General features: G+C 69.4%; 23 protein-coding genes and 4 tRNA genes. 19 read left to right on the top strand and 8 right to left on the bottom strand.

Annotation, left to right across the window (positions count from 1 at the left end):
- The first annotated feature begins 45 nt into the window (after nucleotides 1-45).
- From BSP109_RS12920 to holA, 3 genes are read left to right on the top strand one after another with little or no spacing between them, the layout of a single operon-like run.
- Nucleotides 46-996, top strand: a complete 951-nt coding sequence (locus BSP109_RS12920; protein ID WP_087007168.1) for a helix-hairpin-helix domain-containing protein — start codon at nucleotides 46-48, stop codon at nucleotides 994-996.
- On the top strand, nucleotides 974-3,355 hold the full coding sequence (locus tag BSP109_RS12925; protein WP_146001161.1) for a ComEC/Rec2 family competence protein: 2,382 nt from the start codon (nucleotides 974-976) through the stop codon (nucleotides 3,353-3,355). The genes BSP109_RS12920 and BSP109_RS12925 overlap by 23 nt, the downstream gene beginning before the upstream one ends.
- Nucleotides 3,356-3,364: 9 nt before the next feature.
- Entirely contained in the window at nucleotides 3,365-4,354 is a 990-nt protein-coding gene (holA, locus tag BSP109_RS12930) for a DNA polymerase III subunit delta (protein ID WP_087007172.1), read from the top strand.
- A gap of 144 nt (nucleotides 4,355-4,498) precedes the next feature.
- On the opposite strand, the gene rpsT is transcribed toward holA, so the two are convergent.
- The 3 genes from rpsT to BSP109_RS12945 all read right to left on the bottom strand — a co-directional run bounded on the left by rpsT (nucleotide 4,499) and on the right by BSP109_RS12945 (nucleotide 6,508).
- The gene (rpsT, locus tag BSP109_RS12935; RefSeq protein ID WP_087007174.1) at nucleotides 4,499-4,759 is read right to left on the bottom strand and encodes a 30S ribosomal protein S20; all 261 of its coding nucleotides are present in this window, start codon (nucleotides 4,757-4,759) and stop codon (nucleotides 4,499-4,501) included.
- A 198-nt stretch (nucleotides 4,760-4,957) separates the two neighbouring features.
- Nucleotides 4,958-5,680 carry a hypothetical protein gene (locus tag BSP109_RS12940; RefSeq protein ID WP_101601165.1) on the bottom strand — a complete coding sequence of 241 codons (723 nt, stop codon included), beginning with the start codon at nucleotides 5,678-5,680 and terminating at the stop codon, nucleotides 4,958-4,960.
- A 9-nt stretch (nucleotides 5,681-5,689) separates the two neighbouring features.
- Complete coding sequence (locus tag BSP109_RS12945) at nucleotides 5,690-6,508, bottom strand: endonuclease/exonuclease/phosphatase family protein (RefSeq protein ID WP_101601167.1); 819 nt, start codon at nucleotides 6,506-6,508, stop codon at nucleotides 5,690-5,692.
- Between the two features lie 131 nt (nucleotides 6,509-6,639).
- Here BSP109_RS12945 and lepA point away from each other — a divergent pair, with 131 nt between their 5' ends.
- Nucleotides 6,640-8,514: a translation elongation factor 4 gene (lepA, locus tag BSP109_RS12950; protein ID WP_101601169.1), complete on the top strand. Its 1,875-nt coding sequence runs from the start codon at nucleotides 6,640-6,642 to the stop codon at nucleotides 8,512-8,514.
- Nucleotides 8,515-8,516: 2 nt separating this feature from the next.
- Nucleotides 8,517-9,752, top strand: coding sequence for a radical SAM family heme chaperone HemW (gene hemW, locus BSP109_RS12955; protein ID WP_101601171.1), 1,236 nt, complete (start codon nucleotides 8,517-8,519; stop codon nucleotides 9,750-9,752).
- Here hemW and BSP109_RS12960 read toward each other — a convergent pair.
- Together BSP109_RS12960 and BSP109_RS12965 are read right to left on the bottom strand one after the other, a co-directional pair.
- Nucleotides 9,745-10,257 (bottom strand): DUF4870 domain-containing protein, encoded by a 513-nt coding sequence (locus BSP109_RS12960; RefSeq protein ID WP_180959734.1) that lies wholly within the window; start codon nucleotides 10,255-10,257, stop codon nucleotides 9,745-9,747. The two genes, hemW and BSP109_RS12960, sit on opposite strands and share 8 nt — an antisense overlap.
- Before the next feature lie 74 nt (nucleotides 10,258-10,331).
- Nucleotides 10,332-11,246 (bottom strand): DUF3097 family protein, encoded by a 915-nt coding sequence (locus BSP109_RS12965; protein WP_087007184.1) that lies wholly within the window; start codon nucleotides 11,244-11,246, stop codon nucleotides 10,332-10,334.
- Between the two features lie 188 nt (nucleotides 11,247-11,434).
- Here BSP109_RS12965 and hrcA point away from each other — a divergent pair, with 188 nt between their 5' ends.
- The 9 genes from hrcA to BSP109_RS13010 all read left to right on the top strand — a co-directional run bounded on the left by hrcA (nucleotide 11,435) and on the right by BSP109_RS13010 (nucleotide 20,368).
- Nucleotides 11,435-12,445 carry a heat-inducible transcriptional repressor HrcA gene (gene hrcA / locus BSP109_RS12970; protein ID WP_087007186.1) on the top strand — a complete coding sequence of 337 codons (1,011 nt, stop codon included), beginning with the start codon at nucleotides 11,435-11,437 and terminating at the stop codon, nucleotides 12,443-12,445.
- A gap of 55 nt (nucleotides 12,446-12,500) precedes the next feature.
- Complete coding sequence (gene dnaJ, locus BSP109_RS12975; protein WP_087007188.1) at nucleotides 12,501-13,616, top strand: molecular chaperone DnaJ; 1,116 nt, start codon at nucleotides 12,501-12,503, stop codon at nucleotides 13,614-13,616.
- The gene (locus tag BSP109_RS12980; RefSeq protein ID WP_101601175.1) at nucleotides 13,613-14,473 is read left to right on the top strand and encodes a 16S rRNA (uracil(1498)-N(3))-methyltransferase; all 861 of its coding nucleotides are present in this window, start codon (nucleotides 13,613-13,615) and stop codon (nucleotides 14,471-14,473) included. Before dnaJ ends, BSP109_RS12980 begins: the two co-directional genes overlap by 4 nt.
- Nucleotides 14,474-14,552: 79 nt before the next feature.
- Nucleotides 14,553-15,575 carry a PhoH family protein gene (locus tag BSP109_RS12985; protein ID WP_179207125.1) on the top strand — a complete coding sequence of 341 codons (1,023 nt, stop codon included), beginning with the start codon at nucleotides 14,553-14,555 and terminating at the stop codon, nucleotides 15,573-15,575.
- Nucleotides 15,572-16,054, top strand: a complete 483-nt coding sequence (ybeY, locus tag BSP109_RS12990; protein ID WP_087007192.1) for an rRNA maturation RNase YbeY — start codon at nucleotides 15,572-15,574, stop codon at nucleotides 16,052-16,054. The genes BSP109_RS12985 and ybeY overlap by 4 nt, the downstream gene beginning before the upstream one ends.
- 1 nt (nucleotide 16,055) lies before the next feature.
- On the top strand, nucleotides 16,056-17,330 hold the full coding sequence (locus BSP109_RS12995; RefSeq protein WP_257944692.1) for a hemolysin family protein: 1,275 nt from the start codon (nucleotides 16,056-16,058) through the stop codon (nucleotides 17,328-17,330).
- Between the two features lie 2 nt (nucleotides 17,331-17,332).
- Nucleotides 17,333-18,340: a GTPase Era gene (gene era, locus BSP109_RS13000; protein WP_087007194.1), complete on the top strand. Its 1,008-nt coding sequence runs from the start codon at nucleotides 17,333-17,335 to the stop codon at nucleotides 18,338-18,340.
- Between the two features lie 109 nt (nucleotides 18,341-18,449).
- Nucleotides 18,450-19,472: a cell division protein ZapE gene (zapE, locus tag BSP109_RS13005; protein ID WP_087007422.1), complete on the top strand. Its 1,023-nt coding sequence runs from the start codon at nucleotides 18,450-18,452 to the stop codon at nucleotides 19,470-19,472.
- A complete protein-coding gene (locus tag BSP109_RS13010) occupies nucleotides 19,469-20,368 on the top strand; it encodes a PPK2 family polyphosphate kinase (protein ID WP_087007196.1) in 900 nt (299 codons plus the stop codon). Before zapE ends, BSP109_RS13010 begins: the two co-directional genes overlap by 4 nt.
- Before the next feature lie 19 nt (nucleotides 20,369-20,387).
- On the opposite strand, the gene BSP109_RS13015 is transcribed toward BSP109_RS13010, so the two are convergent.
- Nucleotides 20,388-20,861, bottom strand: coding sequence for a TIGR02611 family protein (locus tag BSP109_RS13015; RefSeq protein ID WP_256970306.1), 474 nt, complete (start codon nucleotides 20,859-20,861; stop codon nucleotides 20,388-20,390).
- A gap of 128 nt (nucleotides 20,862-20,989) precedes the next feature.
- Here BSP109_RS13015 and BSP109_RS13020 point away from each other — a divergent pair.
- The 4 genes from BSP109_RS13020 (at nucleotide 20,990) to BSP109_RS13035 (ending at nucleotide 21,384) form a co-directional block, all read left to right on the top strand.
- Nucleotides 20,990-21,062, top strand: a tRNA-Gly gene (locus tag BSP109_RS13020).
- Nucleotides 21,063-21,085: 23 nt separating this feature from the next.
- A tRNA-Cys gene (locus BSP109_RS13025) sits at nucleotides 21,086-21,156 on the top strand.
- A 24-nt stretch (nucleotides 21,157-21,180) separates the two neighbouring features.
- A tRNA-Val gene (locus tag BSP109_RS13030) sits at nucleotides 21,181-21,252 on the top strand.
- A gap of 60 nt (nucleotides 21,253-21,312) precedes the next feature.
- A tRNA-Val gene (locus BSP109_RS13035) sits at nucleotides 21,313-21,384 on the top strand.
- Between the two features lie 189 nt (nucleotides 21,385-21,573).
- On the opposite strand, the gene xerC is transcribed toward BSP109_RS13035, so the two are convergent.
- Together xerC and BSP109_RS13045 are read right to left on the bottom strand one after the other, a co-directional pair.
- Nucleotides 21,574-22,908 (bottom strand): tyrosine recombinase XerC, encoded by a 1,335-nt coding sequence (xerC, locus tag BSP109_RS13040; RefSeq protein ID WP_180959735.1) that lies wholly within the window; start codon nucleotides 22,906-22,908, stop codon nucleotides 21,574-21,576.
- Complete coding sequence (locus tag BSP109_RS13045) at nucleotides 22,905-23,471, bottom strand: hypothetical protein (RefSeq protein ID WP_101601178.1); 567 nt, start codon at nucleotides 23,469-23,471, stop codon at nucleotides 22,905-22,907. The genes xerC and BSP109_RS13045 overlap by 4 nt, the downstream gene beginning before the upstream one ends.
- An 85-nt stretch (nucleotides 23,472-23,556) precedes the next feature.
- Here BSP109_RS13045 and BSP109_RS13050 point away from each other — a divergent pair, with 85 nt between their 5' ends.
- Entirely contained in the window at nucleotides 23,557-23,742 is a 186-nt protein-coding gene (locus BSP109_RS13050) for a helix-turn-helix domain-containing protein (RefSeq protein WP_101601180.1), read from the top strand.
- Nucleotides 23,743-23,863: the final 121 nt, after the last annotated feature.

Genomic DNA, 23,863 nt, shown 5'->3' on the forward strand with positions numbered 1-23,863 from the left:
GGGAGTGGACTTCCGGGGCACGGTCACGGAGGCGATCGTGGGCGCATGAGCCCATCACCCGCAGAGAGGTTCTCGTCGCTGCTGGCCCGCAGCGGCGAACGGGGCTGGTCACCCGCGGACGACCTCGGCGAGGGCGTGGCTGACCCCGATGACGACTTCGATGGCGATCTCGGTGACGACTGTGAGGAGGACGAACCGGCTGTGACGGGCACCCGCCCGTGGCTGTCGAAGACGGTTCTGCTCTGCCTACTGGGAGCTGTGCTCACGGGCGTCCTGGTGCTCGTCCTGGCTCCGTCGCTGCTGCGAGGTGCCGATCCTCTTGCCTCTGAGGAGTCCGCTGGCTCGTGGGAAGCCGCCCAGGCCGATGCCTCGGAGGCCGATGCGTCGGAGGCAGACGCGTCGGGCGGAGCTCAGACGACCGGGGACGGGACCGCGGCGGCCGCAGGGAGCGGTGCTGAGAGCGATGGCGCGGGTGAGGCCGCATCTGCCGGGCCGATCGTCGTCCACGTCGTCGGTGCGGTGGCCGCTCCCGGTGTCGTCGAGCTGCCACCCGGCGCACGGGTGTCGGACGCCCTCGACGCCGCCGGCGGCGCGTCGGAGCACGCCGATGTGGACGTGCTGAACCTCGCACGCGTGCTCGTCGACGGTGAGCAGATCCGCGTCCCCCGACCGGGGGAGGAGATCGCCCCGGGCGATGCGGGAGGCGCGGACCCCGGCGGTGCCGGGTCCGGGACGGATGCTGCCGGTGCAGGATCGGGCGGTGCTGGGCCTGGTGGAGCTGGGCCTGGTGGTGCAGGCGGGGTCCTGGTCGACCTCAACAGCGCTGACCTCGCGGCACTCGAGACGCTGCCGGGGGTCGGTCCGGTGACAGCGCAGTCGATCCTCGACCACAGGGACGCGATCGGTCGCTTCACCACGGTCGACGAACTGCTCGACGTCAGCGGGATCGGCGACGCCACCCTCAGCAGGATCCGTGACAGCGTCACGGTCGGATGAGGAGCGCTCGACGGCACCGTCCGGACCAGCACGCATGACGACGGCACTGCGCACGTGGGGTTCGTGGTGCGGCAGGATCGTCTTCGAGAGGATCGGGACGGCGCGCGCCATCGCGGCCGCGGCGGGCGCATGGGCGGCGATCGCCGCGGCCGGGCTCCCCATCGTGATCGCGGGCCTGTGCTGCGCTCTGCTGGGCGCTGTGCTCGTGCTCGTGCACCGCCCGGCCACCGCCCGGCGCTCCTCACACAGGCGGCGTGCGTCGCGGATGATCGGACCAGTCGTCGGCGGGCTCCTCGCAGCGCTGGGGCTGTCCGTGCTCGTCGCGGGTGCGCACGCGCTCATGCTCGAGGACGCTCCACGTCCGGAGGCCGCGCTCGTCACCGTCGTGACGGACCCGCAGGAGACCCAGTCGGGTCGCTTCCGCAGCGTGGCGACCGGGGAGACGGGCAGGGTGACGGTCGTCTCCGAGCAGCCGCCCCCACCGGCGGGGTCCGTTCTCCGCGTGGAGCTGGACTGGTGGGACGACGACTTGGCGGGGCTCGTGAGTGCCGAGGTGCGCGAGGACCCCGGTGCCCGGTGGCGGATCCGCGCCGATCTGCGCGCGGGACTCGCCGAGGTCTCCGGAGTCGGCACGCATGCGGGCGGTGATCTGCTGCCAGGCCTCGTGGTGGGCGACGTCGCGCACATCCACCCAGCGCTCGCAGAAGCGATGCGCACGGTGTCGTTGACCCACCTCACGGCGGTGTCCGGGTCGAACATCCTCATCGTCGCGGGTGTCGTGGTGGCGCTGTGTGCTCGCCTGCGCACTCCCTGGTGGGTCCGCATCCTGCCGGCGGCGGCCGTGACGGCGGGGTACGTGTTCATCGTCGGGCCGGAGCCCAGCGTCATGCGCGCGACCGCGATGGCCTCTCTCGTGGCGGTGGGCATCCTGCGGCCCGCAGGGACACCCACGCTCGCGGTGCTCGCCACTGCGGTGACCGTGCTGCTCATTGGGCGCCCGCATCTGGCGACGGAGATCGGGTTCGGGCTGTCCGTGTGCGCGACAGCGGCTCTCGTCGTCCTGTCGCCGCCGCTCACCCGTGCGCTCACCGACCGCGGGATGCCGCGCCCGGTCGCGGTCGCGCTGGCGGTGCCCGTGGCGGCACAGGCCGGGTGCACGCCGCTGCTCGTCGTCCTCGACCCGACCGTCAGCCCCTGGGCGGTGCTCGCGAACGTCGCAGCCGCGCCGGCGGTCGCACCGGCGACCGTGCTGGGGCTCGCAGGACTCGGGCTCGAAGGCATCGCAGCGGCACTCCCCGACGCGCTCGGCATGCCGCCCCACCTGCTCGCGCGCACGGCTGGAGCGCTCGGTGCGGCGGCGGCGTGGTGGATCACCGTCATCGCCCATGGGTGCGCGTCGCTTCCCGGTGCAGCGCTCGGCTGGCCGACGGGCCCCGGGGGAGTCGTCGTGGCCGCGGGGATGGTCGCGGGTCTTGCGTGCGCACTCCTGGGGCGCCGCCGCGCACGGACCGCGGGCGCACTCGTGGCGGTGTCCTGTCTCCTCGCCGGACTTGCGGTACCGGTCGTGACCGCGACGGGCCGGGGTGCCTGGTCGATCGTCGTGTGCGACGTCGGGCAGGGGAGTGCCGCACTCATCCGGAGCCGGGACGCCCCGCGCGACCATGCCCTGCTCGTGGACACCGGAGACGACCCCGCGCTGCTCGCCGCCTGCATGGAGGGTGCAGGCATCACTCGCCTCACGATCGCCCTGTCGCACTTCGACGCCGATCACGTCGCGGCGCTGCCTGCCGCCGTGGAGGCGGTGGACGAAGCCGTCGTCGTCCATCCGCGCGCACTGGCGGATTCTCCGGAGGCAGCACGCACGCGCGCTGTCGCCACAGTCGCCGCGCCGGCGGCAGCGGGAGAAGAGCTGCCGGCGGCGCTCCTTCCGGCGGGCATCACGGCTCGCGTCCTCTGGCCTCCCGCCGACGAGTCAGCGATCAGTGACGGCAACGCGGCCTCGCTCGTGCTGCTCGTGGAGGTGGACGGACTCAGCATCCTCCTCCCCGGTGACGTGGGGGAGAAGCAGCAGCTGCGCATGGTGCAGGAGCTGACGGCGCACGCTCCCGTCGACGTGCTCGTCGCCCCGCACCACGGCAGCGCTGACACGTCACCCGCATTCTTCCGCGCCTCAGCAGCCCGCGTGGGGGTGGTGTCCGTCGGCGCGGGGAACACCTACGGCCATCCCGCACGCAAGGCGCTCGAGGCGTTCGGCCCGGCGCCGGTGCTGCGCACCGACCTGTGCGGGAGCATCGCGCTGACGGCGGAGCTCACCCTGGTGGGCGGTGCGAGGGACTGCGGTGTCCCCGCCGGACGATAGTCTGGATCCGTGGCAGCGAAGAAGACGACAGTGGCGTGGCACCGAGCGGTTCCGGCCCCCCTGGTGCTCCTGTCCGGCGGCGAGGACGTGCTCCTCCGCAATGCCAGGAGCAGGATCGTGCAGGCGGTGAAGAGGAAGCACACGGACGTCGATCCGGTGCACCTCGACGCCTCGTCCTATGAGGCCGGCTCCCTGTCCGCCGCTGCGGCCCCGTCGCTCTTCTCCGCTCACGGGCTCATCGTCGTGAGCGACCTCGCGACGATGAACGACGACTTCCTCAAGGACGCCCTCGCCTACGTCGAGGATCCGAATCCCGACATGGTCGTGGTGCTCGAGCACAAGGGCGGACAGCGCGGTGCGCGGCTGCTGAAGGCCCTCACGGCGGCGGGTGCACCCGCAGTCGACGTCGGAGTGCTCAAGAGCGAGGCGGATCGTGCGAAGTACGCACAGGACGCGTTCTCCCGGGCCAAGCGCACCCTCACTCAGGACGGCCTCGCGGCACTGATGAACGCGCTGGGCGCGAACCTGTCCGAGCTCGACGCCGGTGTGCGTCAGCTGCTGACGGACACGGAGGGCGCGGTGGACGCCGATGTCGTCGACGCGTACTACGGCGGCAGGATCGAGGCGACGGGCTTCAAGGTCGCAGACGCGGCCTGCACCGGCCGGACCGGGGAGGCGCTCTCGCTGCTGCGCCACGCACTGGCGACGGGAGCGGATCCCGTCCCGATCGTCGCCGCCGTCGCACTCAAGCTGAGGAACCTGGCGAAGGTGGAGGGGCTGTCGGGATCACCGGCGTCGCTCGCGGCGGAGCTGGGGATGGCGCCGTGGCAGGTGGACCGCGCCAGGAGGGAATCGCGCGCGTGGAATCCGGTGGCACTGGGGCGGGCGATCCTCGCCGCAGCAGACGCCGACGCGGCGGTGAAGGGCGGCGGGCGCGATCCGGTGTACGCGGTGGAGTACCTCGTCGCCTACGTGTGCCAACAGTCCCGGGCGCGGTGATCGCCGCCCAGCGCGCGGCACCGAACGTGCAGTCGACACAGCACCCGCAGTCGACACAGCACGTGCACTCGACACAGCACAAGGGCCGCCTTCCCGGAGGAGGACGGCCCTTGCCCGCGTCGAACGCGCTTCAGTCGATCATGCTCAGAGAGCGTTGACCTTCTTCGCGAGATTCGACTTGCGGTTGGCTGCATTGTTCTTGTGCAGAACACCCTTCGACACAGCCTTGTCCAGCTTGCGCGAGGCATTCTGGAGAGCGGTCTGTGCAGAGGCGGTGTCACCGGCGGCGATCTGCTCGCGCACGGCGCGGATTGCGGTCTTCACTTCGCTGCGGACTTCGCGGTTGCGGAGTCGCGCCTTCTCGTTCGTGAGGTTCCGCTTGATCTGCGACTTGATGTTTGCCAACGTCAACACTCTTTCGTGTCAGTGATCATGGTCGTGAGGGCTCTCATCCGATCTGTGCCGGTCCGGCGGGGAAACACCGGCCGACGATCTTCAGAGGTGACGTCCGCCCGACCTTCGGGTGAGACACACCCAGACGGACGTACAGCAGATGATCGTACAGGATGAGCCGCGATTCGAGCGAACCGCAGCCGGTCGAGATCAGTCCGTGCGGACGGAGTCGACGACGGCGGAGAATCGATCCATCGGCATGACGGCGCCCTCGCGGCGGACGGCGGACGGCTCGATCCGGATGATCCGGTCCAGGCGCACCTCGGAGGGCCTCTTCTGCGAGTCCCACTCACCCGTGCCGATATTGATGTACGGCGTGCCGTGCTCATCGGTGCGGGTGTCGCCCACTCCGCCGGGGACGTTGTCCTTGCTCGTCAGCATGAGCCCCAGGAGCCACGCGCCGTCGCGGCCGATGAGGAGGATCGGGCGGTCCTTGCCCTGTGAGTGGTCCTCTTCGTAGGGGACCCAGCCCCACACGACCTCGCCGGGATCGGGGCTGCCGTCCAGGTCCGGTGAGTAGACCGGCTTGATCCGACCGCGGAAGTCCCCCGGGTAGCCCCCGGCCGGTCGCTTCGGGAAGCGCTGAGCGGGCTTGGGACGAGCGGCGCGACGCGAGCGGGCGTGCTCCGCGCGCTGATCGGCTCCGGTCCGACCTCCGCGGGCACCCCCTCCAGCGCGGGCCCGTGGGTCGTCGTGCGGGTTTCCTCCGCGCCGGCTGGAGCGGGTGGGTTCTGAGGAGGACGTGTCGCCGTTCCGAAGCAGCGAGTCGACGGCACGCAGGACGGACGTGTCCTTCCCCGACCTGCGCATGTAGCCGATTCCCTGCCGAACGCCGACGCGCACGGCGCGCTGGGCGAGGCTCTTCCAGTTCATGCCGTCAGCCTACTCGTCGGTATCCCATCGCAGGAGCGCCTGGACCGGGAAGTGGTCACTGGGGAACCTCCCGTCGCGCGCGAACGTGTTGGTCCCCGCCGCGGTCGCAGCGAGACCGCCGGAATGGAGGAGCCAGTCGATCCGTCGCCCGCCCCGCCGGACGCCCCGATAGAAGTGGAAGGTGTCGACGTCCGCATCGAGCACCGCAGCCTCGGGCGCGCTCAGTGCGGCGTCCGCGAGAGTTCCGTCCGCCGTGAGCATGCGGTGCAGGTCGTGGTCCTGGTCTGCGTTGAAGTCGCCGGTGACGACGACCTCCCGGTGCTGCGCGAGGGCCTCGCGCGCTCCGTCGAGCAGCATGCGCGCGGCGTGGGGGCGCGCGCGATCCGACCGATGGTCGACGTGGACGTTGAGGAGCCGGAAGCGGCGTCCTCCCACCCTGTCGCGGAAGTCGACGCGGGTGATGGTGCGCGGATGGGACGACCCCCACGACCGCGACCCCGGGACATCGGGGGTCTGCGAGATCCAGCTGACGTCGACCGACTCAGCGTCCAGGCGCCGGGTGTCGAAGATGACCGCGGTGAACTCCCCGTCGTTCCCGCCGGCGCGCCCCTCGCCCACCCACGCGTAGTGAGAGGGCAGGCGTCCCACGAGTCCCTCGAGCTGATCCAGGACGCCCTCCTGCGTGCCGATCACGTGCGGAGTCTCGGCAGAGAGGAGATCGGCCCACAGCGGGAGGCGCTCGGTCCAGGGGTGCCCATCACGGGCCGGGTATCGGAGGTTCGCCGTCATGACGGACAGGAGTCGACCGCTCGGGCGCAGGAGGCTCATGCGTGCAGGGTAGCCGGAGTCGCGCGCCGCGCGCGTGCAAGCGCACCACCGCTGGTCGCGGCGGTTCGCGGGGGGTCGACGATCGTGGGAGAATGAGGCTTTGATTCGAATGAGAGGACGTCGGAAGACACATGGCACCTCAGGTGAGCGATGAGTCGCGGAAGCGGATCGATGTCGCGGCGACCCCGCCGGAACTGCTCCGGAACTTCTGCATCATCGCCCACATCGACCACGGGAAGTCCACACTGGCGGACAGGATGCTCCAGATCACCGGAGCCGTGCAGCCCCGCAACATGAGGGCGCAGTATCTGGACCGCATGGACATCGAGCGCGAGCGCGGCATCACGATCAAGTCGCAGGCCGTCCGGATGCCGTGGGAGGTGGACGGCACGCCGTACGCCCTCAACATGATCGACACCCCAGGCCACGTCGACTTCACGTACGAGGTCTCACGATCGCTCGCCGCATGCGAAGGCGCACTGCTGCTGGTGGACGCGGCGCAGGGCATCGAGGCGCAGACGCTCGCGAACCTCTACCTCGCCATGGAGAACGACCTCACGATCATCCCGATCCTCAACAAGATCGACCTGCCCTCCGCGCAGCCGGAGAAGTACGCACTGGAGATCGCGAACCTCATCGGCGTCGACCCGGACGACGTCCTCCGGGTGTCCGGCAAGACCGGAGAAGGCGTGGAGGACGTGCTCGACCGCATCGTCGAGCAGATCGACGCGCCCGTCGGCGACGCGGACGCGCCCTCACGCGCGATGATCTTCGATTCCGTCTACGACACCTATCGCGGCGTCGTCACGTACGTGCGCGTCGTCGACGGTCAGTTCTCTCCCCGGGAGAAGGTCGAGATGATGTCGACGGGCACCGCGTACGAACTCCAGGAGATCGGCGTCTCCTCCCCGGAGCCCGTCCCCTCGAAGGGATTGGGCGTCGGTGAGGTCGGGTACCTCATCACCGGCGTCAAGGACGTGCGCCAGTCGAAGGTCGGAGACACGGTCACGAACTCCCGCAGGCCCGCGGAGCAGTCCGTGCCCGGCTACGCGGACCCCATGCCGATGGTGTTCTCCGGCCTGTTCCCGATCGACGGCTCGGACTATCCGGTCCTGCGCGACGCGCTCGACAAGCTCAAGCTCAACGATGCATCCCTCGCGTACGAGCCGGAGACGTCGACGGCGCTGGGCTTCGGCTTCCGCTGCGGGTTCCTGGGCCTCCTGCACCTCGAGATCATCCGTGAGCGGCTCGAGCGCGAGTTCGACCTCTCGCTCATCTCCACCGCACCCTCCGTCGTGTATCGGGTCGTCATGGAGGACGGCGCGGAGCACACCGTGACGAACCCGTCCGAATACCCGGAGGGCAAGATCAAGGAGGTCCACGAGCCGATGGTGCGCGGGACGATCCTCACGCCCAGCGACTATGTGGGTGCAGTCATGGAGCTGTGCCAGGGCAAGCGCGGCCAGATGCTCGGGATGGACTACCTGTCCGAGGATCGTGTGGAGCTGCGCTACCGACTGCCGCTGGCGGAGATCGTCTTCGACTTCTTCGACGCGCTCAAGTCGCGGACGAAGGGGTATGCCTCGCTCGACTACCAGGACGACGGCGAGGCGTCGTCGGATCTGGTCAAGGTCGACATCCTGCTGCACGGCGATCACGTCGATGCGTTCTCCGCCATCGTGCACAAGGACAAGGCCTACTCGTACGGGGTGTCGATGGCGGGCAAGCTCCGCGGCCTCATCCCGCGCCAGCAGTTCGAAGTGCCCATCCAGGCCGCCATCGGCTCGCGCATCATCGCGCGCGAGACCATCCGCGCCATCCGCAAGGACGTGCTCTCGAAGTGCTACGGCGGCGACATCAGCCGCAAGCGCAAGCTGCTGGAGAAGCAGAAGGAGGGCAAGAAGCGCATGAAGATGGTGGGCAGCGTCGAAGTCCCGCAGGAAGCCTTCATCGCCGCGCTGTCGTCCGACGACTCCGCGCCGGACAAGAAGTCGGACAAGAAGTAGGAGTGCCTGCTCAGCCCGAAGGGGATGTCCCGCCGCTGGACGGCGGGCTGCCGGACGCCGCGCGCGCACGAGCGGGCCGCGACACCTTCAGCGCCTACGTCCACGTCCCGTACTGCCGGGTGCGGTGCGGGTACTGCGACTTCAACACCTACACGGCGGATGAGCTGGGACCGGGTGCCAATCGCGCGGACTACCGCGATCAGCTCTCCCGTGAGATCGCACTCTCCCGTGACGTGGTCGCAGACACGCCGCTCACGGGCCGCTCCTTCGACACGGTCTTCTTCGGCGGCGGCACCCCGACACTCCTGCCGGCGCAGACTCTTGCGGGCGTGCTCGACGACCTCCGTGCGGGGTTCGGGCTCGCCGCAGGCGCTGAGGTGACGACAGAGGCGAACCCGGACAGCGTGGACGCCGCATACCTGCAGACCCTCGCCGATGCGGGCTTCACCCGCGTGTCGTTCGGCATGCAGTCAGCGGTTCCCCACGTGCTGCGTACCCTGGACCGCACGCACGATCCAGCGCGCATCGGCGAGGTGGTCCGGGCGGCGCGGGCCGCCGGGCTGGATGTGAGCCTCGACCTCATCTACGGCACTCCGGGGGAGTCCCCGGCCGACTGGCGCACCAGCCTCGAAGCGGTGCTCGAGCATCAGCCCGATCATGTGTCCGCGTACTCGCTCATCGTCGAACCGGGAACGCGCATGGGCATGCAGGTCCGCCGCGGTGAGCTGCCGATGCCCGACGAGGACGACCTCGCGGAGAAGTATGAGCTCGCGGACGAGCTGCTCGCCGAAGCCGGGCTCCGCTGGTACGAGGTGAGCAACTTCTCGACCGGGGACCGCACGCGGTGCGAGCACAACCTCGCCTACTGGCGGAACGCCGACTGGTGGGGCTACGGTCCCGGCGCCCATTCGCACGTGGGCGGAGTGCGCTGGTGGAATGCGAAGCACCCCCGGGCGTGGGCGGATCGCCTGGGCCGGGGCGACTCGCCCGCAGTGGGGCGAGAAGTGCTCGACGATGACACCCGTGCACTCGAGGATCTGATGCTCGCCGCACGCATCGACGGGGAGTTCCCCCTCGACCGCCTGGCGACGTCAGCCCGCCCGCACATCAGCCGGTTGCTCGCGGACGGGCTGCTCGCGCCGCAGACCCTGGCGCAGAAGAGGATCCACCTCACCCTGCGGGGACGGCTGCTCGCGGACGGGATCGTGCGGATCCTGTCCGATCACCTCCTCACCTGATGATGTCGATGACGAAGGGGATCCGGTACATCTGGCCGTTGTAGGCCTTGACGGCGGCGATGATCTGGAACACCCAGCCGGTGATGACGACGAGCGGCAGCAGGATGAAGCCGATGAGCACGAACATCAGCAGTCCGGAGACGAACCCGGCGATCAGCAGCATGATCTGCAGATTCAGCGACTGCCGCGTGTGCTCGCGGACGAACGGCGAGTCGTCCTTCTTGATGAGGAAGATGATGAGCGGGACGATCGCACTGACCAGCAGCGCACCCAGGTGCGACAGCAGCGCGAGCGTCTTGTCGTCCTGCGACGCCCTCCAGTAGCCCGCGGAGCCGTCTCCGTAGGCGGCGGCCGGGTGGGGCCCGCGCAGGGGCGGAGCGCCGGGTGCGCCGTACGCACCGGGTCCCGGGTGTGCGCCGTAGCCGGCAGGACCGAAGCCGTCCGCCCCCGGCTGCGGGCCGTACGCGCTCTGGTCGTCGTGAGGGGATCCGTACGGGGTGCTCATGGGAGCTCCTTCGTGTGGTGAGGTGGATGCTGCCCGGTGTGTGACCGCACGCACCATCCTCTCATCCGCGCGGATCAGTGGCGGTTGACGGTGACGAAGTCGATGAGCTCCTCGACGCGGCCGGACAGCGCCGGCTCGACATCGGCGATCGTGGTGACGGACCGCAGGATCCGCACCCAGGCACGGGCGACGTCGCGGTGATCCGCGTGGTCCCAGCCGATCCGGCGCAGCACGCCCGTCTTCCAGTCCTCGCCTCGGGGGACCTGCGGCCACCCTGCGATGCCGACGACGGAGGGCCTGACCGCCTGCCAGACGTCCACGAAGGGGTGACCGATGACGCGCACGTTGCCCGCCCAGGCGGGGTCCCGCATGACCCTGTCCGCCAGGCGCATCTCCTTGGTGCCCCGGATCATGTGATCGGCGAGGACGCCCACCCGGTGGTCGGCGTCGGGGCCGAACTCCGCGATCTGCTCCGGCAGGTCGTCGAGGCCCCCCAGCGGTTCGACGACGACGCCCTCGATCCGCAGGTCCTCGCCCCAGATGCGCTCGACGAGCTCCGCGTCGTGCTTCCCCTCGACCCAGATCCGCGAACCGCGCGCCACACGGGCGCGGGCTCCGGCCACCGCACGAGACCCGCTCGCGGTCCGTCCCGCCGTGGGTCCGCCGCGCGAGCCGGAGCCGGCGCCGCCGGCACCGCTTCCCGCGCGGGTCTGCTGCGGACGCGGCTCAGGACGGACGATCGAGCATGCCCTGCCCTCGACGAGGTAGCCGGGGCCCAGTGGGAAGGACGCGCGCCTGCCGCGCCGGTCCTCGAGCACCATCGCGATGCCGCCCGGCGCCTTCTCGACGCGGACGACGGCTCCGACGTAGCCGGTCTCCACGACCTCGACGACGAGGCCCGGATCGGCGGGGATCTGGGGAAGTGACGGGCGTCGATGCGTCCGGCCTCCGGACAGCACATCGGGCCCGTAGCGATCATGGAAGGGCATCGGATCAGGCTAGCCAGACGTCGCGGCGGCGGACCGGAGGCGCGCCGGAGCCCGACCGCACGACGTTCCTCACAGGCCTCCCGGTGGAGGACGCGAGCCTCAGCGAGTAGCATTGGCACTCGTACATCTCGAGTGCCAGAGGCGCACGCCCGGAGTCACGCCTGACCCACCGGGGGGAAGGAGGAGCAGTGAACGACGACCGTCGAGCGCGGGTCCTCCGTGCGATCGTCGAGGACTACGTGTCGACCAACGAGCCCGTGGGCTCGAAGGCTCTCGTCGACCGCCACCGGCTGGGCGTCTCATCGGCGACCATCCGCAACGACATGGCGGCGCTGGAGCAGGACGGGCTCATCGCACAGCCGCACACGTCCGCCGGTCGGATCCCCACTGACAAGGGCTACCGGGCGTTCGTCGACCGGATCGACGAGATCAAGCCGCTGTCCGCCGCAGAGAAGCGTGCCGTGGCGCGCGTCCTCGAGCACCCCGTGGATGTCGACGACATCCTCGATCGGACTGTGAGACTCCTCTCACAGCTCACCCACCAGGTCGCCCTGGTGCAGTACCCGCGACTCTCACGGGCCAGCGTCCGCCACATCGAGTTGGTCGACATCGGCCCGTCCCGCCTCCTGGTGGTGCTCATCACCGATGCGGGGCAGGTCGAGCAGCGCCTCGTCGACACCGGCGCTCCGGTGACGGAGGAGGAGGTGGCGCTCCTCAGGTCGCTCTTCCTCTCGGCCCTCTCCGGTGTGCCCGTGGGCGACGTCCCGCGGTACGCGGCGACGATCGATGCCCGCCCCGAGCTGCGAGGCCCGGCGGCCGCCGTCGGATCGGTGCTCGCGGATCTCTCCCGCAGCTTCCGCACGGAGAGGCTCGTCATGGCGGGCACTGCGAACCTGGCCCGCGCCGGTCGCGACCTGGGCGAGCACATGGGACCGCTGCTGGAGGCGTTCGAGGAGCAGGTGGTGCTGCTGCGACTCCTGTCCGCCATGGCCGCGGACGGCCCCGACGTCGCCGTGAGCATCGGCACGGAGAACCCCCTCGACTCCTTCGCCTCGACATCCGTCGTCGCGACCAACTACGTTGCGGAGGGTGTCGAAGCGCGCATGGCGATCGTCGGGCCCACCCGCATGGACTACCCCACGACGATGGCAGCGCTGCGCGCAGTCGCGAAGTACATCTCGACGATCCTGAGCGACTGACCCACCACGACACAATCGACCGCGCCCCTGCGGCGCACTAGGAGAACCGACACCGGTGAGCGATCACTACGAAACCCTGGGCGTGTCTCGCGACGCGAGCGCAGCGGACATCAAGAAGGCCTATCGGAAACTGGCCCGCGAACTCCACCCGGACGTGAATCCGGGCCGCGAGGACGAGTTCAAAGCGGTCTCGCTCGCCTATGACGTGCTCTCCGACGACTCCAAGCGGAGGAACTACGACCTGGGCGGCGGTGACAACGGCCAGGCCGGTGCCGGTGCCGGGTTCGGCGGATTCTCCGACCTGTTCGAGACGTTCTTCGGCGGCGGCGCGGGCGGCGGCCGTCCTCAGCCGGCCTCGCGCACCCGTCGCGGCAAGGACGCGCTCGTGGCCCTGCGCGTCGACCTGCGGACGGCCGCGTTCGGCGGCACCGCGGACGTCGAGGTCGTCTCGGCCGACGTCTGCGGCACGTGCGACGGCAAGGGCACCCGCGAGGGCACCGACGTGCGCACCTGCACCCTGTGCGACGGCCACGGCTCCGTCCAGCAGATGACGCGCACGCTGCTCGGCCAGATGGTGACGAACCAGACCTGTCCCCAGTGCGGCGGATACGGCACCGTCATCGAGGACCCCTGCCAGAGCTGCCACGGCGACGGTCGCGTCAGGGCGGAGGAGACGATCACGGTCAAGGTCCCGGCAGGCGTGCGCGACGGCAACCGCATCCAGCTGTCCGGCCGCGGAGAGGTGGGCCCCGGAGGCGGTCCGCGCGGCGACCTGTACCTCGAGGTGATCGTCGAGGAGCACCCCGTGTTCACGCGGGACGGCTCGGACCTGCGCTGCACGCTCACGATCCCGATGACGGCGGCCGCTCTGGGCGCCACGATCCCGCTCGAGACCTTCGACGGCGAGCAGGGCGTGGACGTGCGCGCCGGTGCGCAGACGGGCGACACGATCCGTCTCAAGGGGCTCGGTGCGCAGCAGCTGCGCCGTGACGGCCGCGGAGACATCTTCGTGACGCTCGCGGTGGAGACGCCCACAGCGCTCACGGCGGAGCAGCGGGAGCTGCTGGAGAAGCTCGCGGAGGCCCGCGACGAGACCGCGCCCACCGGCAGCGCCGGAGAGACGCGCCACGGACCGTTCTCGCGGCTGCGGGAACGCCTGGCCGGTCGATGACCCACTCGGTCTTCCTCGATCGGGACCTGCCCGAGGCGCACGCCGGGGCCGAGGTCCCGGTCGCCTCCGCCGTCGCGCACCACATCCGGGTGTCCCGGATCGCGGCGGACGAGGAGTTCGACCTCGTCGACGGCGAGGGCCGCAGACTGCGCGTCGTGCTCGTAGCGCAGGCGGAGTCGGACACCGCGCCGGACGCAGCCCATGAGGCGGCCCGATCCGGACGGGGGAGGCGCAGGTCCCGCACGGAGGCGGCCGGACCGCTGGCAGTGCAGGTCATCGCCGTGACCCATGAGTCGATCGGCTCCCCGGAGCTCGTCCTCATCCAGGCACTGGCGAAGGGCGACCGCGACGAGCAGGCGATCGAGTCCGCGACGGAGATCGGAGTGGACCGCGTCGTGCCGTGGGCGGCGGCCCGGTCGATCGCGGACTGGCCCTCCCGCAAGGAGCAGAAGCAGACCGCCCGGTGGCAGGCCCTGCTGGACTCCGCGACCCAGCAGTCGCGACGGGCCCAGGCTCCCTGCCTCGAGCCGCTGGTGCGCGGGCGGAAGGTGCTCGCGACCCTCCGCGACGACGACCTCGTGCTCGTGCTGCACGAGGACGCGACCGAGCACCTCGCCGACGTGCTCGACGGGCTCCGCACCGAGTCTGCGGACGAGGGCTTCGGCCGCCTCGTGCTGGTGGTCGGGCCCGAAGGGGGCATCTCGCCGGAGGAGCTCACGGCCTTCCGCGATGCGGGCGCCCGACCCGTCCTCCTGGGCCCGACCGTGCTGCGCGCATCCTCCGCCGGTCCCGCCGGGCTGGCGCTGGCCCAGGTCGCGCTGGGCCGCTGGCGATCGAGCACGTCCCCGCGTCGGTAGAATCGGGACGGGTACCGCGCTCCGCGGTGCCGCGCGATCGGAAGGACACCCCCTGGAACCCACGCCACAGCAGACGACCGTGCGCCTCGCACTGCCCGAGGACCTCGACCTCGTCGCGTTCTTCGGCCCCGCAGAGGCGAACCTCGAGGCGCTCGAACGGCTGGCGCCCGGAGTCGACGTGCACGTGCGCGACCGGGACATGACGCTGCGAGGCGACGAGGACTCCGTCTCCGCACTCGTGCGCACGATCGGTGAGCTCAAGCGGCTGCTGGCGGCCGGGGCGCTCATCGACCCGGACACCGTCGCCCGCGTCGGCGCGTTCGACCCGGATGAGGAGTCCGCCGCGGACGTGCTCGGCGCGAGCATCCTGTCGACGCGGGGGAAGACGGTGCGGCCGAAGACGTTCGGTCAGCACGAGTACGTCCGGGCGATCCGCAACCACACGATCACGTTCGGGCTGGGCCCCGCGGGCACGGGCAAGACCTACCTCGCGATGGCGATGGCGGTGAACGCGCTGCAGCGCCGCGAGGTCTCCCGCATCATCCTGACCCGGCCGGCGGTCGAGGCGGGGGAGCGGCTGGGATTCCTGCCCGGTGGCCTCAACGAGAAGATCGACCCCTACGTGCGACCGCTCTACGATGCGCTGCACGACATGCTGGATCCCGACCGCATTCCGCGCCTCATGGAGTCCGGGATGATCGAGGTGGCTCCGCTGGCCTACATGCGCGGCCGAACGCTCAACGACGCCTTCGTGATCCTGGATGAGGCGCAGAACTCCACCGCAGAGCAGATGAAGATGTTCCTCACCCGTCTGGGCTTCGGCTCACGGATGGTCGTCACCGGGGACACGAGCCAGGTGGACCTGCCGACGGGGACCACCAGTGGACTCCGCGTGGTCCGCGGCATCCTCGACGGCGTGGACGACATCGCATTCGAGACGCTCACGAGCAAGGACGTCGTCCGCCATTCACTCGTGTCCGCGATCGTGGACGCGTATGACCTGTGGTCGGCATCGGAGCAGTCGACGGAGCCTGCCCGCCACCGGCACGGGCGATCGGATCGGAAGGGCGGGCACCGCCCCGCAGGAGGACAGACCCCATGAGCATCGAGATCGTCGACGAATCCGGTGCGGGCATCGACCTCGACGCCGTCACGTCGCTCGCGACCCACGTGTACGAGCAGATGCGGATCCACGCGGAGGCGGACGTCTATGTCCGCTTCGTAGAGACCGGCCCGATGGAGGAGCTGCACCTCGAGTGGATGGACCTCGCGGGTCCCACGGACGTCATGTCGTTCCCCATGGACGAGCTGCGGCCGGGCGACGACGCGGAACCGGGCGTGCTGGGCGACATCGTGGTGTGCTCCGAGGTCGCGGCGCAGCAGGCCCGTGCGGCGGGGCACAGCACGATGGACGAGGTCCTGCTCCTCGTCACCCACGGCCTGCTCCACCTCATGGGCTACGACCACGGGGACGACGCGTCGAAGGCTGAGATGTTCGGCCTGCAGCGCCGCCTCCTGCTGACGTACTTCGCCGCACGCGAACCGGGCCGCACCCGGATCCCAGAGCCCACGGAGGACTGACGTGGCCATCACCGGCTTCTTCGCCGCGGCACTCGCATGCCTCGCGATCGCCGCCGTCTTCGTCTCGGCGGAATCAGCCTTCGCGACCGTCTCCCGGTCCGAGGTCGCGGACGCCGTGGAGGACGGGCGCCGCGGTGCGCGGAAGGTCCTGAAGGTCTTCGGCGACCCGCTCGTCCACACGTATGTGCTGACCTTCACCCGCCAGCTGGCGGAGGCCTCGGCGACCGTCTTCATCGCCTTCGCCTACCTGCAGGTGTTCGACGTGGGCTGGGAGGCCGTCGTCTGCACGGTCATCACGGCCTCGGTCGCGGTGTTCGTCGTCGCGGGGGTCTCCCCACGCACCGTGGCCCGCCACTACCCGCTGCAGACCTCCCTGCTGCTGGGCGGACTGGTCTCCGGACTCCGCGCGGCGCTGGGCCCCGTCGCACTGGTCCTGGTGTGGCTCGGCAACATGCTCACGCCGACCAGGGTGAGCGGAGCCGGGGCGCCCCTGTCGGAGTCCCAGCTGCTCGACTACGTCGATCGCGCGCAGGCCTCGGACGTCATCGAGGACGACGAGCGCGACATGATCGCGAACGTCATCTCGCTGGGGGACACCCGCGTCTGGAAGATCATGGTCCCGCGGACAGACCTCGTGACGGTGCGGGCGGGCACGCTGCTCGACGATGCGATGGTGCTCTTCCTCCGGTCCGGCTTCTCCCGCGTGCCCGTCACCGGTGAGGACATCGACGACGTGCGCGGATTCCTCTACCTCAAGGACATCGCCCGGCAGCTGCACATGCGTCCCGAGCTCAGCCGCGAGGCCATCGACGGGTTCGCCCGCGACGCGCGGTTCGTACCGGACACGAAGCTGGTCGACGATCTGCTCCACGAGATGCAGGCGCGCAACACCCACGTCGCCGTCGTGGTCGACGAGTACGGCGGGACCGCCGGCATCGTCACGATCGAGGACATCGTGGAGGAGATCGTCGGTGAGATCGACGACGAATACGATGTGAGCGACGATGCGATGATCGACGAGGACGGGGCGGCGGTCGTGAGCGCGCGACTGGACATCGACGACCTGGCCGACCTCTTCGACGTCCGCATCGAGGACGAGGACGTCTCCAGCGTCGGCGGACTGCTGCAGAAGCTCGTCGGCAGCGTGCCGATCGCGGGTTCGCAGGCGCAGATCGCAGGACTGAGGCTCGAGGCGCTCCCGGGCGAGGGCAGACGACACAGGATCACCCGCGTGCACGTGTGCCGGGTCGAGACGACGAACACGCAGGAGGACTGATCATGGACCAGGACACAGCAGGCGACGGCCCCGACGCAGCGCTGGAGGACAGGATCGCCGCGGCGCTGGGGGACAGCGGCTTCCGCACCGATGTGCCCGAGGGCTACCGGGCGGGGTTCGCGTGCCTCGTCGGACGCCCCAACACCGGCAAGTCGACTCTGACGAACGCCCTCGTGGGCGAGAAGATCGCGATCACCTCCGCGAAGCCGCAGACCACCCGCCACACGGTCCGGGGGATCGTCCACCGCGAGGACCACCAGCTGATCCTCGTCGACACGCCGGGCCTCCACCGGCCGCGGACCCTGCTGGGCGAGAGGCTGAACGACCTCGTGGCAGGCACCCTCGCCGAGGTCGACGTCATCGGCTTCTGCATCCCGGCAGACGAGCTCCCGGGACCGGGGGACCGGTACATCGCGGAGCAGCTCGCCCAGTTCTCCGGCCGCACCCCGGTCGTCGCCCTCGTCACGAAGACCGACCGCGTCTCGAAGGACGAGGTCGGAGCGGCTCTGCTGCGGACCGCGCAGCTGGGCGAGTTCGCGGACGTGGTGCCCGTGTCCGCGAGCTCCGGATTCCAGGTCGACACCGTCGATGCGGTTTTCGCGGGCCACCTGCCGCTGTCGCCGCCCCTCTACCCGGACGGGGACCTGACGGACCAGCCCGAGGCCGTGATGGTCGCTGAGCTGGTCCGCGAGGCCGCGCTGGAGGACGTGCGCGACGAGCTCCCGCATTCGCTCGCCGTGCAGATCGAGGAGATGAACCCGCGTCAGGACCGCCCCGAGGACCGACCGCTCTGGGACGTCCACGTCAACATCTACGTCGAGCGCGACAGCCAGAAGGCCATCATCATCGGCCGCGGGGGGTCACGGCTCAAGCAGATCGGTTCACGGGCGCGGAAGGGGATCGAGGCGCTCCTGGGGACGCCCGTGTACCTGGACCTCCACGTGAAGGTCCTCAAGGACTGGCAGCGCGATCCCAAGTCACTCGGCCGTCTGGGCTTCGACTTCTCCTGAGTGGAGCGGGCCGCAGACGGTCAGGTCCTCAGGCGGGAACGGCACCGTCCGCGTCTCGTATCCCGCGAGTGCCCTGTGCGCTGTCTGGGAATCTGTAGACTTGGCGCTCGTGAGCACCGCCCAGATCATTCATCTCTCAGAAGCCGATCCGCGCATCTCCCCGGACGAGCTGATCGACGGACTCGTGCCGCCGCCGCAGTTCGAGGACGTGTCCTTCGCGAGCTACCGCCCGGATCCCACCCAGCCGTCGCAGTCGGAGGCCCGGGACACGCTGAAGGACTTCGTGTCGTCCGGCGGTGGATCCTCCCGCCTGCTCGGGCGACTGTTCGGGGGAGGGAAGCGCAGCAAGGCGAAGGGCGTCTACCTGGACGGCGGGTACGGAGTCGGCAAGACCCACCTGCTCGCCTCGACGTGGCACGCGAGTGAGAAGCCGGCCACCTTCGGGACGTTCGTCGAGTACACGAACCTCATCGGGGCGCTGGGCTTCGTCCGTGCGCGCGACGAGCTGTCGCAGATGCGCCTCGTCTGCATCGACGAGTTCGAGCTCGACGATCCGGGCGACACCGTCATGATGTCGCGCCTCATGCGCGAACTCACCGATGCGGGCGTCAAGATCGTCGCCACCTCCAACACCCTGCCGGGATCGCTGGGGCAGGGGCGCTTCGCCGCGCAGGACTTCCTGCGCGAGATCCAGGCGCTGTCGGAGCAGTTCACCATCGTCTCGATCGACGGCGACGACTATCGCAGCCGCGGGCTGCCCGAGCCTCCCGCGCCGCAGACTCCCGAAGAGCTGGACGCAGTGCTCGCGGAGGCGACCGGAACGGTGGCCCGGGACGTGTTCGACGTCGCGGTCGAGCACCTGGCGAAGATCCACCCGTCGCGCTACGGGCGGATGCTCGACGGCGTCGACACCATCGTGTGGGACGACGTCAGGACCATCGAGAACGAGGGGGTCGCGCTGCGCTTCGTCGCACTCGTGGACCGGATGTACGACCGCGATGTCACGGTCCATGCGAGCGGCGTCAGGGTGGACGAGGTGTTCACCGACGAGATGATCGCCGGCGGCTACCGCAAGAAGTACCTGCGCTGCCTGTCACGGCTCACAGCGCTCGCGCACAAGGCCCGCGCATGACCCCGGGCGGTGACGCACGCGGTCCGCTCACGGACCCGGCGGGAGTCGCCGCCCTGCTGCGGTACGAACGGGCCCGGGGCTTCGCGGGCGTCGCTCCGGATGCGACGCCCGGCTTCTCGGGGAACAAAGCCGATGGCGTGCGGTCGCAGGACGAGGATGCGGATCTCATCCGCAGCGCGCAGGAGCGCCTCCACGCGCATGCCCTGCGCCCGGACGGGCACAGGCGGGCACTGATCCTCGTGCTGCAGGGCAGGGACGCCTCCGGCAAGGGCGGCATCATCCGTCACCTGTCCGGAGCGGTGGGCCCGCACGGGCTGCAGACATGGGCGTTCGGCGTACCGACGCAGGAGGAGGCCGCGCACCACTTCCTCTGGCGGATCCAGCGCAGGGTCCCCGCGTGGGGCCGCATCGCCGCATTCGACCGCTCGCACTACGAGGACATCCTCGCCGTCCGCATGCACGGACTCGCTCCCCGTGTGGTGTGGGAGGGCCGCTACGACACGATCGTCGACTTCGAGAACGGACTGACGGCCGGCGGCGTCGACGTCGTCAAGGTCATGCTCACGGTCTCGCAGGAGGAGCAGGCGGGGCGGCTGCGCGAGCGGATCACACGGCCGGAGAAGGCCTGGAAGCATGCTGCCTCGGATCTCGCCGATCGTCGCCGCTGGCATGAGTACACGCAGGCGTTCGAGGACGTGCTCGTCCGCACGGACGCAGATGCGGCTCCGTGGTACGTCGTGCCGTCGGATCGCAAGTGGTATGCCCGCTGGGCGGTCGGGCGGATCCTTCTCCACCACCTCGAGGCGATGCGCCTCGAGTGGCCCGCAGCGGACTTCGACCCCGCGACGGCGTTGGCGGGGCTCGACGCGACGACTGCGCTCATCGCCGAGGGCTGAGCGCATCGCCGACGGCTGATCAGCGCAGTCCGGTCCAGACCGGAACCCACTCGCGCGGGACCCACGCGGGCAGACCCAGCCAGAGCAGGACCAGCCACACCGCACCGATGACGAAGGCGCATGTCAGCAGGCCCAGTCCCGCCCCGACCGTCCAGTGGCTCGCGGCTACCCACCGCGTCCATTCCGTGAGCTTCCTCCGCGCGAAGCCCAGGAGCCTGCGTGCGAACGAGAACTCGGAGGCGATGATCGCCACGCCGGTGAGGACGATCAGCCAGCCGGGGCCGGGAAACGGGACGAGGATGAGCCCCAGGATGACGATGGCCGTGCCCAGGAAGCCGACTGTGAAGCGATAGGCCTGTGCGGTGCGGGGGCGCGAGTCGAGGCGCAGGCGCCAGCGCATGTAGCCCAGCCGGCTCCGCCGATACCAGGGCCGCCCCTGCTTGTGGCTGCGCGACAGCCACCCCTCCGGTCGCTCCGGTCGCTTCTGATTCACACTGGGATTCTAAGAGGTCGCACTCTGTGATCAGGGCCACACCCGGCCGATTGGACTTGGTCCCGGACGGCGTGTAGATTTATCTCTCGTTGCCCGGGAAATAAGGGGAGCGAAGAGCGGAAGCTCATGCGGATGTGGCTCAGCTGGTAGAGCATCACCTTGCCAAGGTGAGGGTCGCGGGTTCGAATCCCGTCATCCGCTCGGAGACAGGTCAACCGTCTCGCGGTGGAGTGGCCGAGTGGCGAGGCAGCGGCCTGCAAAGCCGTATACGGGGGTTCGAATCCCCTCTCCACCTCAGCCCGGCCCTTCGGCGGGCAGGGCGCGATTGGCGCAGCGGTAGCGCGCTTCCTTCACACGGAAGAGGTCACTGGTTCGATCCCAGTATCGCGCACAGCGGGAGATCCGCACGCATCGGCAGCGATGCACACATTGTGAATAGCCTGTACAACGGGCGCGATTGGCGCAGCGGTAGCGCGCTTCCCTGACACGGAAGAGGTCACTGGTTCGATCCCAGTATCGCGCACAGACCCGGAGGTCGATTTAGCCCCGGAATCATGCGGAAAACCCCCGAGCTTCGTAGAACCAAGCTCGGGGGTTTTCTTCGTTCGGTCACAAGCAGAGTCACAAACCGCGGAAGTGCAGTTTCCGTTCGGTCACAAGCGCAGTCACAACCGCGCAAGCGCATCGAGTAGAACCGTCGATGCGCTTCCTCCTACACTGCGACCGCGCGGCCTCCGAGGGCTGCGGCAGCCGCGGCGATCCCCGACGCCCCCGACTCAGGCAGATACGTAGCGAGGTGAACCTGCACCGTGTGTCCGAGTAGCGCCGCCGCGTCGCCGGGCGTGACGCCGAGGCGGTGCAACATGAACGCGAGCGTGTGCCGCACACTGTGAAGGTTAATCACCGGCACCCCGGCCTTACGGCAGAGCGATCTGAAACGGTCGCTGTACAGCTCGGGGCGGAGGGGCTCGCCTGCCTCGTTCACGACAACGTAGCCGCTATCGACGTAGGCGGAGCCCGCCCCGAGCTTGCCCTCGGCCTGACGCGCCTTCATTCTGCGCAGCAGCCCGACGGTGCCGGACTCGATGGTCTCGAACGGCACGGTGCGCTTGCGCTGCGCACTCTTCGTCTCGCCGGTGTAATCGTCCTTCCCGTCGAGGATCACTCGGCCCTGGCGCACTGTCGCAGTTCCGGCGTCGAGGTCGATGTCGCTCCACCTGAGCCCCATAACGTCGGCCCTCGTCATCCCGCACAGTGTGAGTCGCCATGCCCCGGCGTCGCGGTGTTCGTCGGCGACCTCGCGGAACCTGTCGAGGTCGTGACACCGGGCATCCGGGCCGTGGCCATCGGTCACCCAGTGTTCAAGAGCCTCGCCTCGCAGTCGCTCGTCGCCCGGCAGCTCGACGAGCCGGGCGACGTTCTGTGGCACGATGCCGTCGCGCACGCAACGGTCGAGCGCCTGCGAGAGACGGTTGACCGTGGCACGTATGGCCCAGATGCCGAATGGCTTGCCGTTGCGCTTGCCGCCGTTGAGCATCGACGCGATGAGCGCCTCGACGTGGCTCGCCTTCAGCTGGCGTACCGGCTTGTCTCCGAGGACAGCCACCAAGGGCTTGAACTGAGCCTTGTAGTTCCGGTGCGTTGGTGGGCGCAGCTTCGTGCGTGTTTCGAGCCAATTCTCCAGTGCCTTCTCGACGGTCAGCTCGCGAACGGACAGCCCGCCGCGCTCGGCGACCTCGGTGCGAACCTCTGCGACAAACTGGCGGGCTTCGTCGAGGGTCTCCAGCGTCTTCTTTGCCTGCTTGCGTTTCGTGGCACCTCGGGGCGTGGCATCGACGACCGCGACGAAGCGCCCGGACTCGATACGCCGGATCGGCTCAGCCCACGTCGGGCACGCCGGGCAGGTGTACCCGAGCACCTCGTCGCCCCGGTAGATCGGCTCCCACCCTTGCCGCCGATTGCCGCGTGGCTCGCGGCAGCTCGGGCAGAGTTTGAGCGCATCGTCAGGCACCTTGCGGCGGTTGCCAGTGTGGCTGGTGCTGGTCATACATCCTCCTTGGGGGTTGGGGGCTGTGGCTTCTTGCGCTGTGGCTTGGGGATCGCGCCTATGTCGCGGGCGTGACGCACCCATTTGTCGATCGTGTACACGCTGACGTGGAACTGCTTGGCGAGGGCCTCGCGCTTGCTTGAACCTCGGTCCGCTGCTGCGTTGCGGTACGCGCGCTTGAACTCCTGCACGGATACGCGCTCGCCCGGCATCATCTGGGCAGACTCAATGTACGGATCGGCGAGGATGTCCTCGATCTCCTCGCCGTCGTCGAGGCGCTCCTCGGCCCTGCGCACGAACTCGAACGCGGCGGCTCGTAGCTCCGTCAGAGGCACCTGCCGAAGGTGTTCGAGCTTCACGTCGTCGGCGAAGACGCGGATCGACGTGAGCTTGAAGTCTGTCTCAGTCACCTTCACGGTGACCTCGTACCGGCGGAGCTTCTCTTGTGGCACGTCGCTCTTCAGCTCGACGAGCAGGAGTGTGTTCTCGCCCTCCTTGACCCGGGGGTACCCGGCCAGGTCTACGTGCCAATCGGCTTCTGTGCTTGCCTTTTGATTCGTCATGTTTACAAACCTACGCCTTGTATTTGGAACTTACAAGTATGAGAGTGGATCACACCAAACGAGGCGCACAGGAAAGGACACGAACATGATCACCACCACCGATCAGCGAACCGCTCGTGAGGGGCGCGAGGGCAAGCCCGTCCTCATCGACAACGCCCGCCCGGCCACGTCTCCGACGTGCGAGCCGCATGCGGCCCCGTACACCGTCGATGAGGTCGCCGCGATGCTCCGCGTGAGCCGCAGTAGCGTCTACGCGGCGATTAAGCCTTGATCCACCGATGCGAGTAGCCGGATCAAGCCGCGCGTGAAATGGAAATGCCCCTTCTGAACTGGGAAAATGATGATGTTCGAAGTCAACATTCCCGTTCAAGAAAGGGGCACCTCTCAGGTGC

It is taken from the genome of Brevibacterium sp. Mu109 (genome assembly GCF_900169375.1).
Lineage (GTDB): Bacteria > Actinomycetota > Actinomycetes > Actinomycetales > Brevibacteriaceae > Brevibacterium > Brevibacterium yomogidense_A.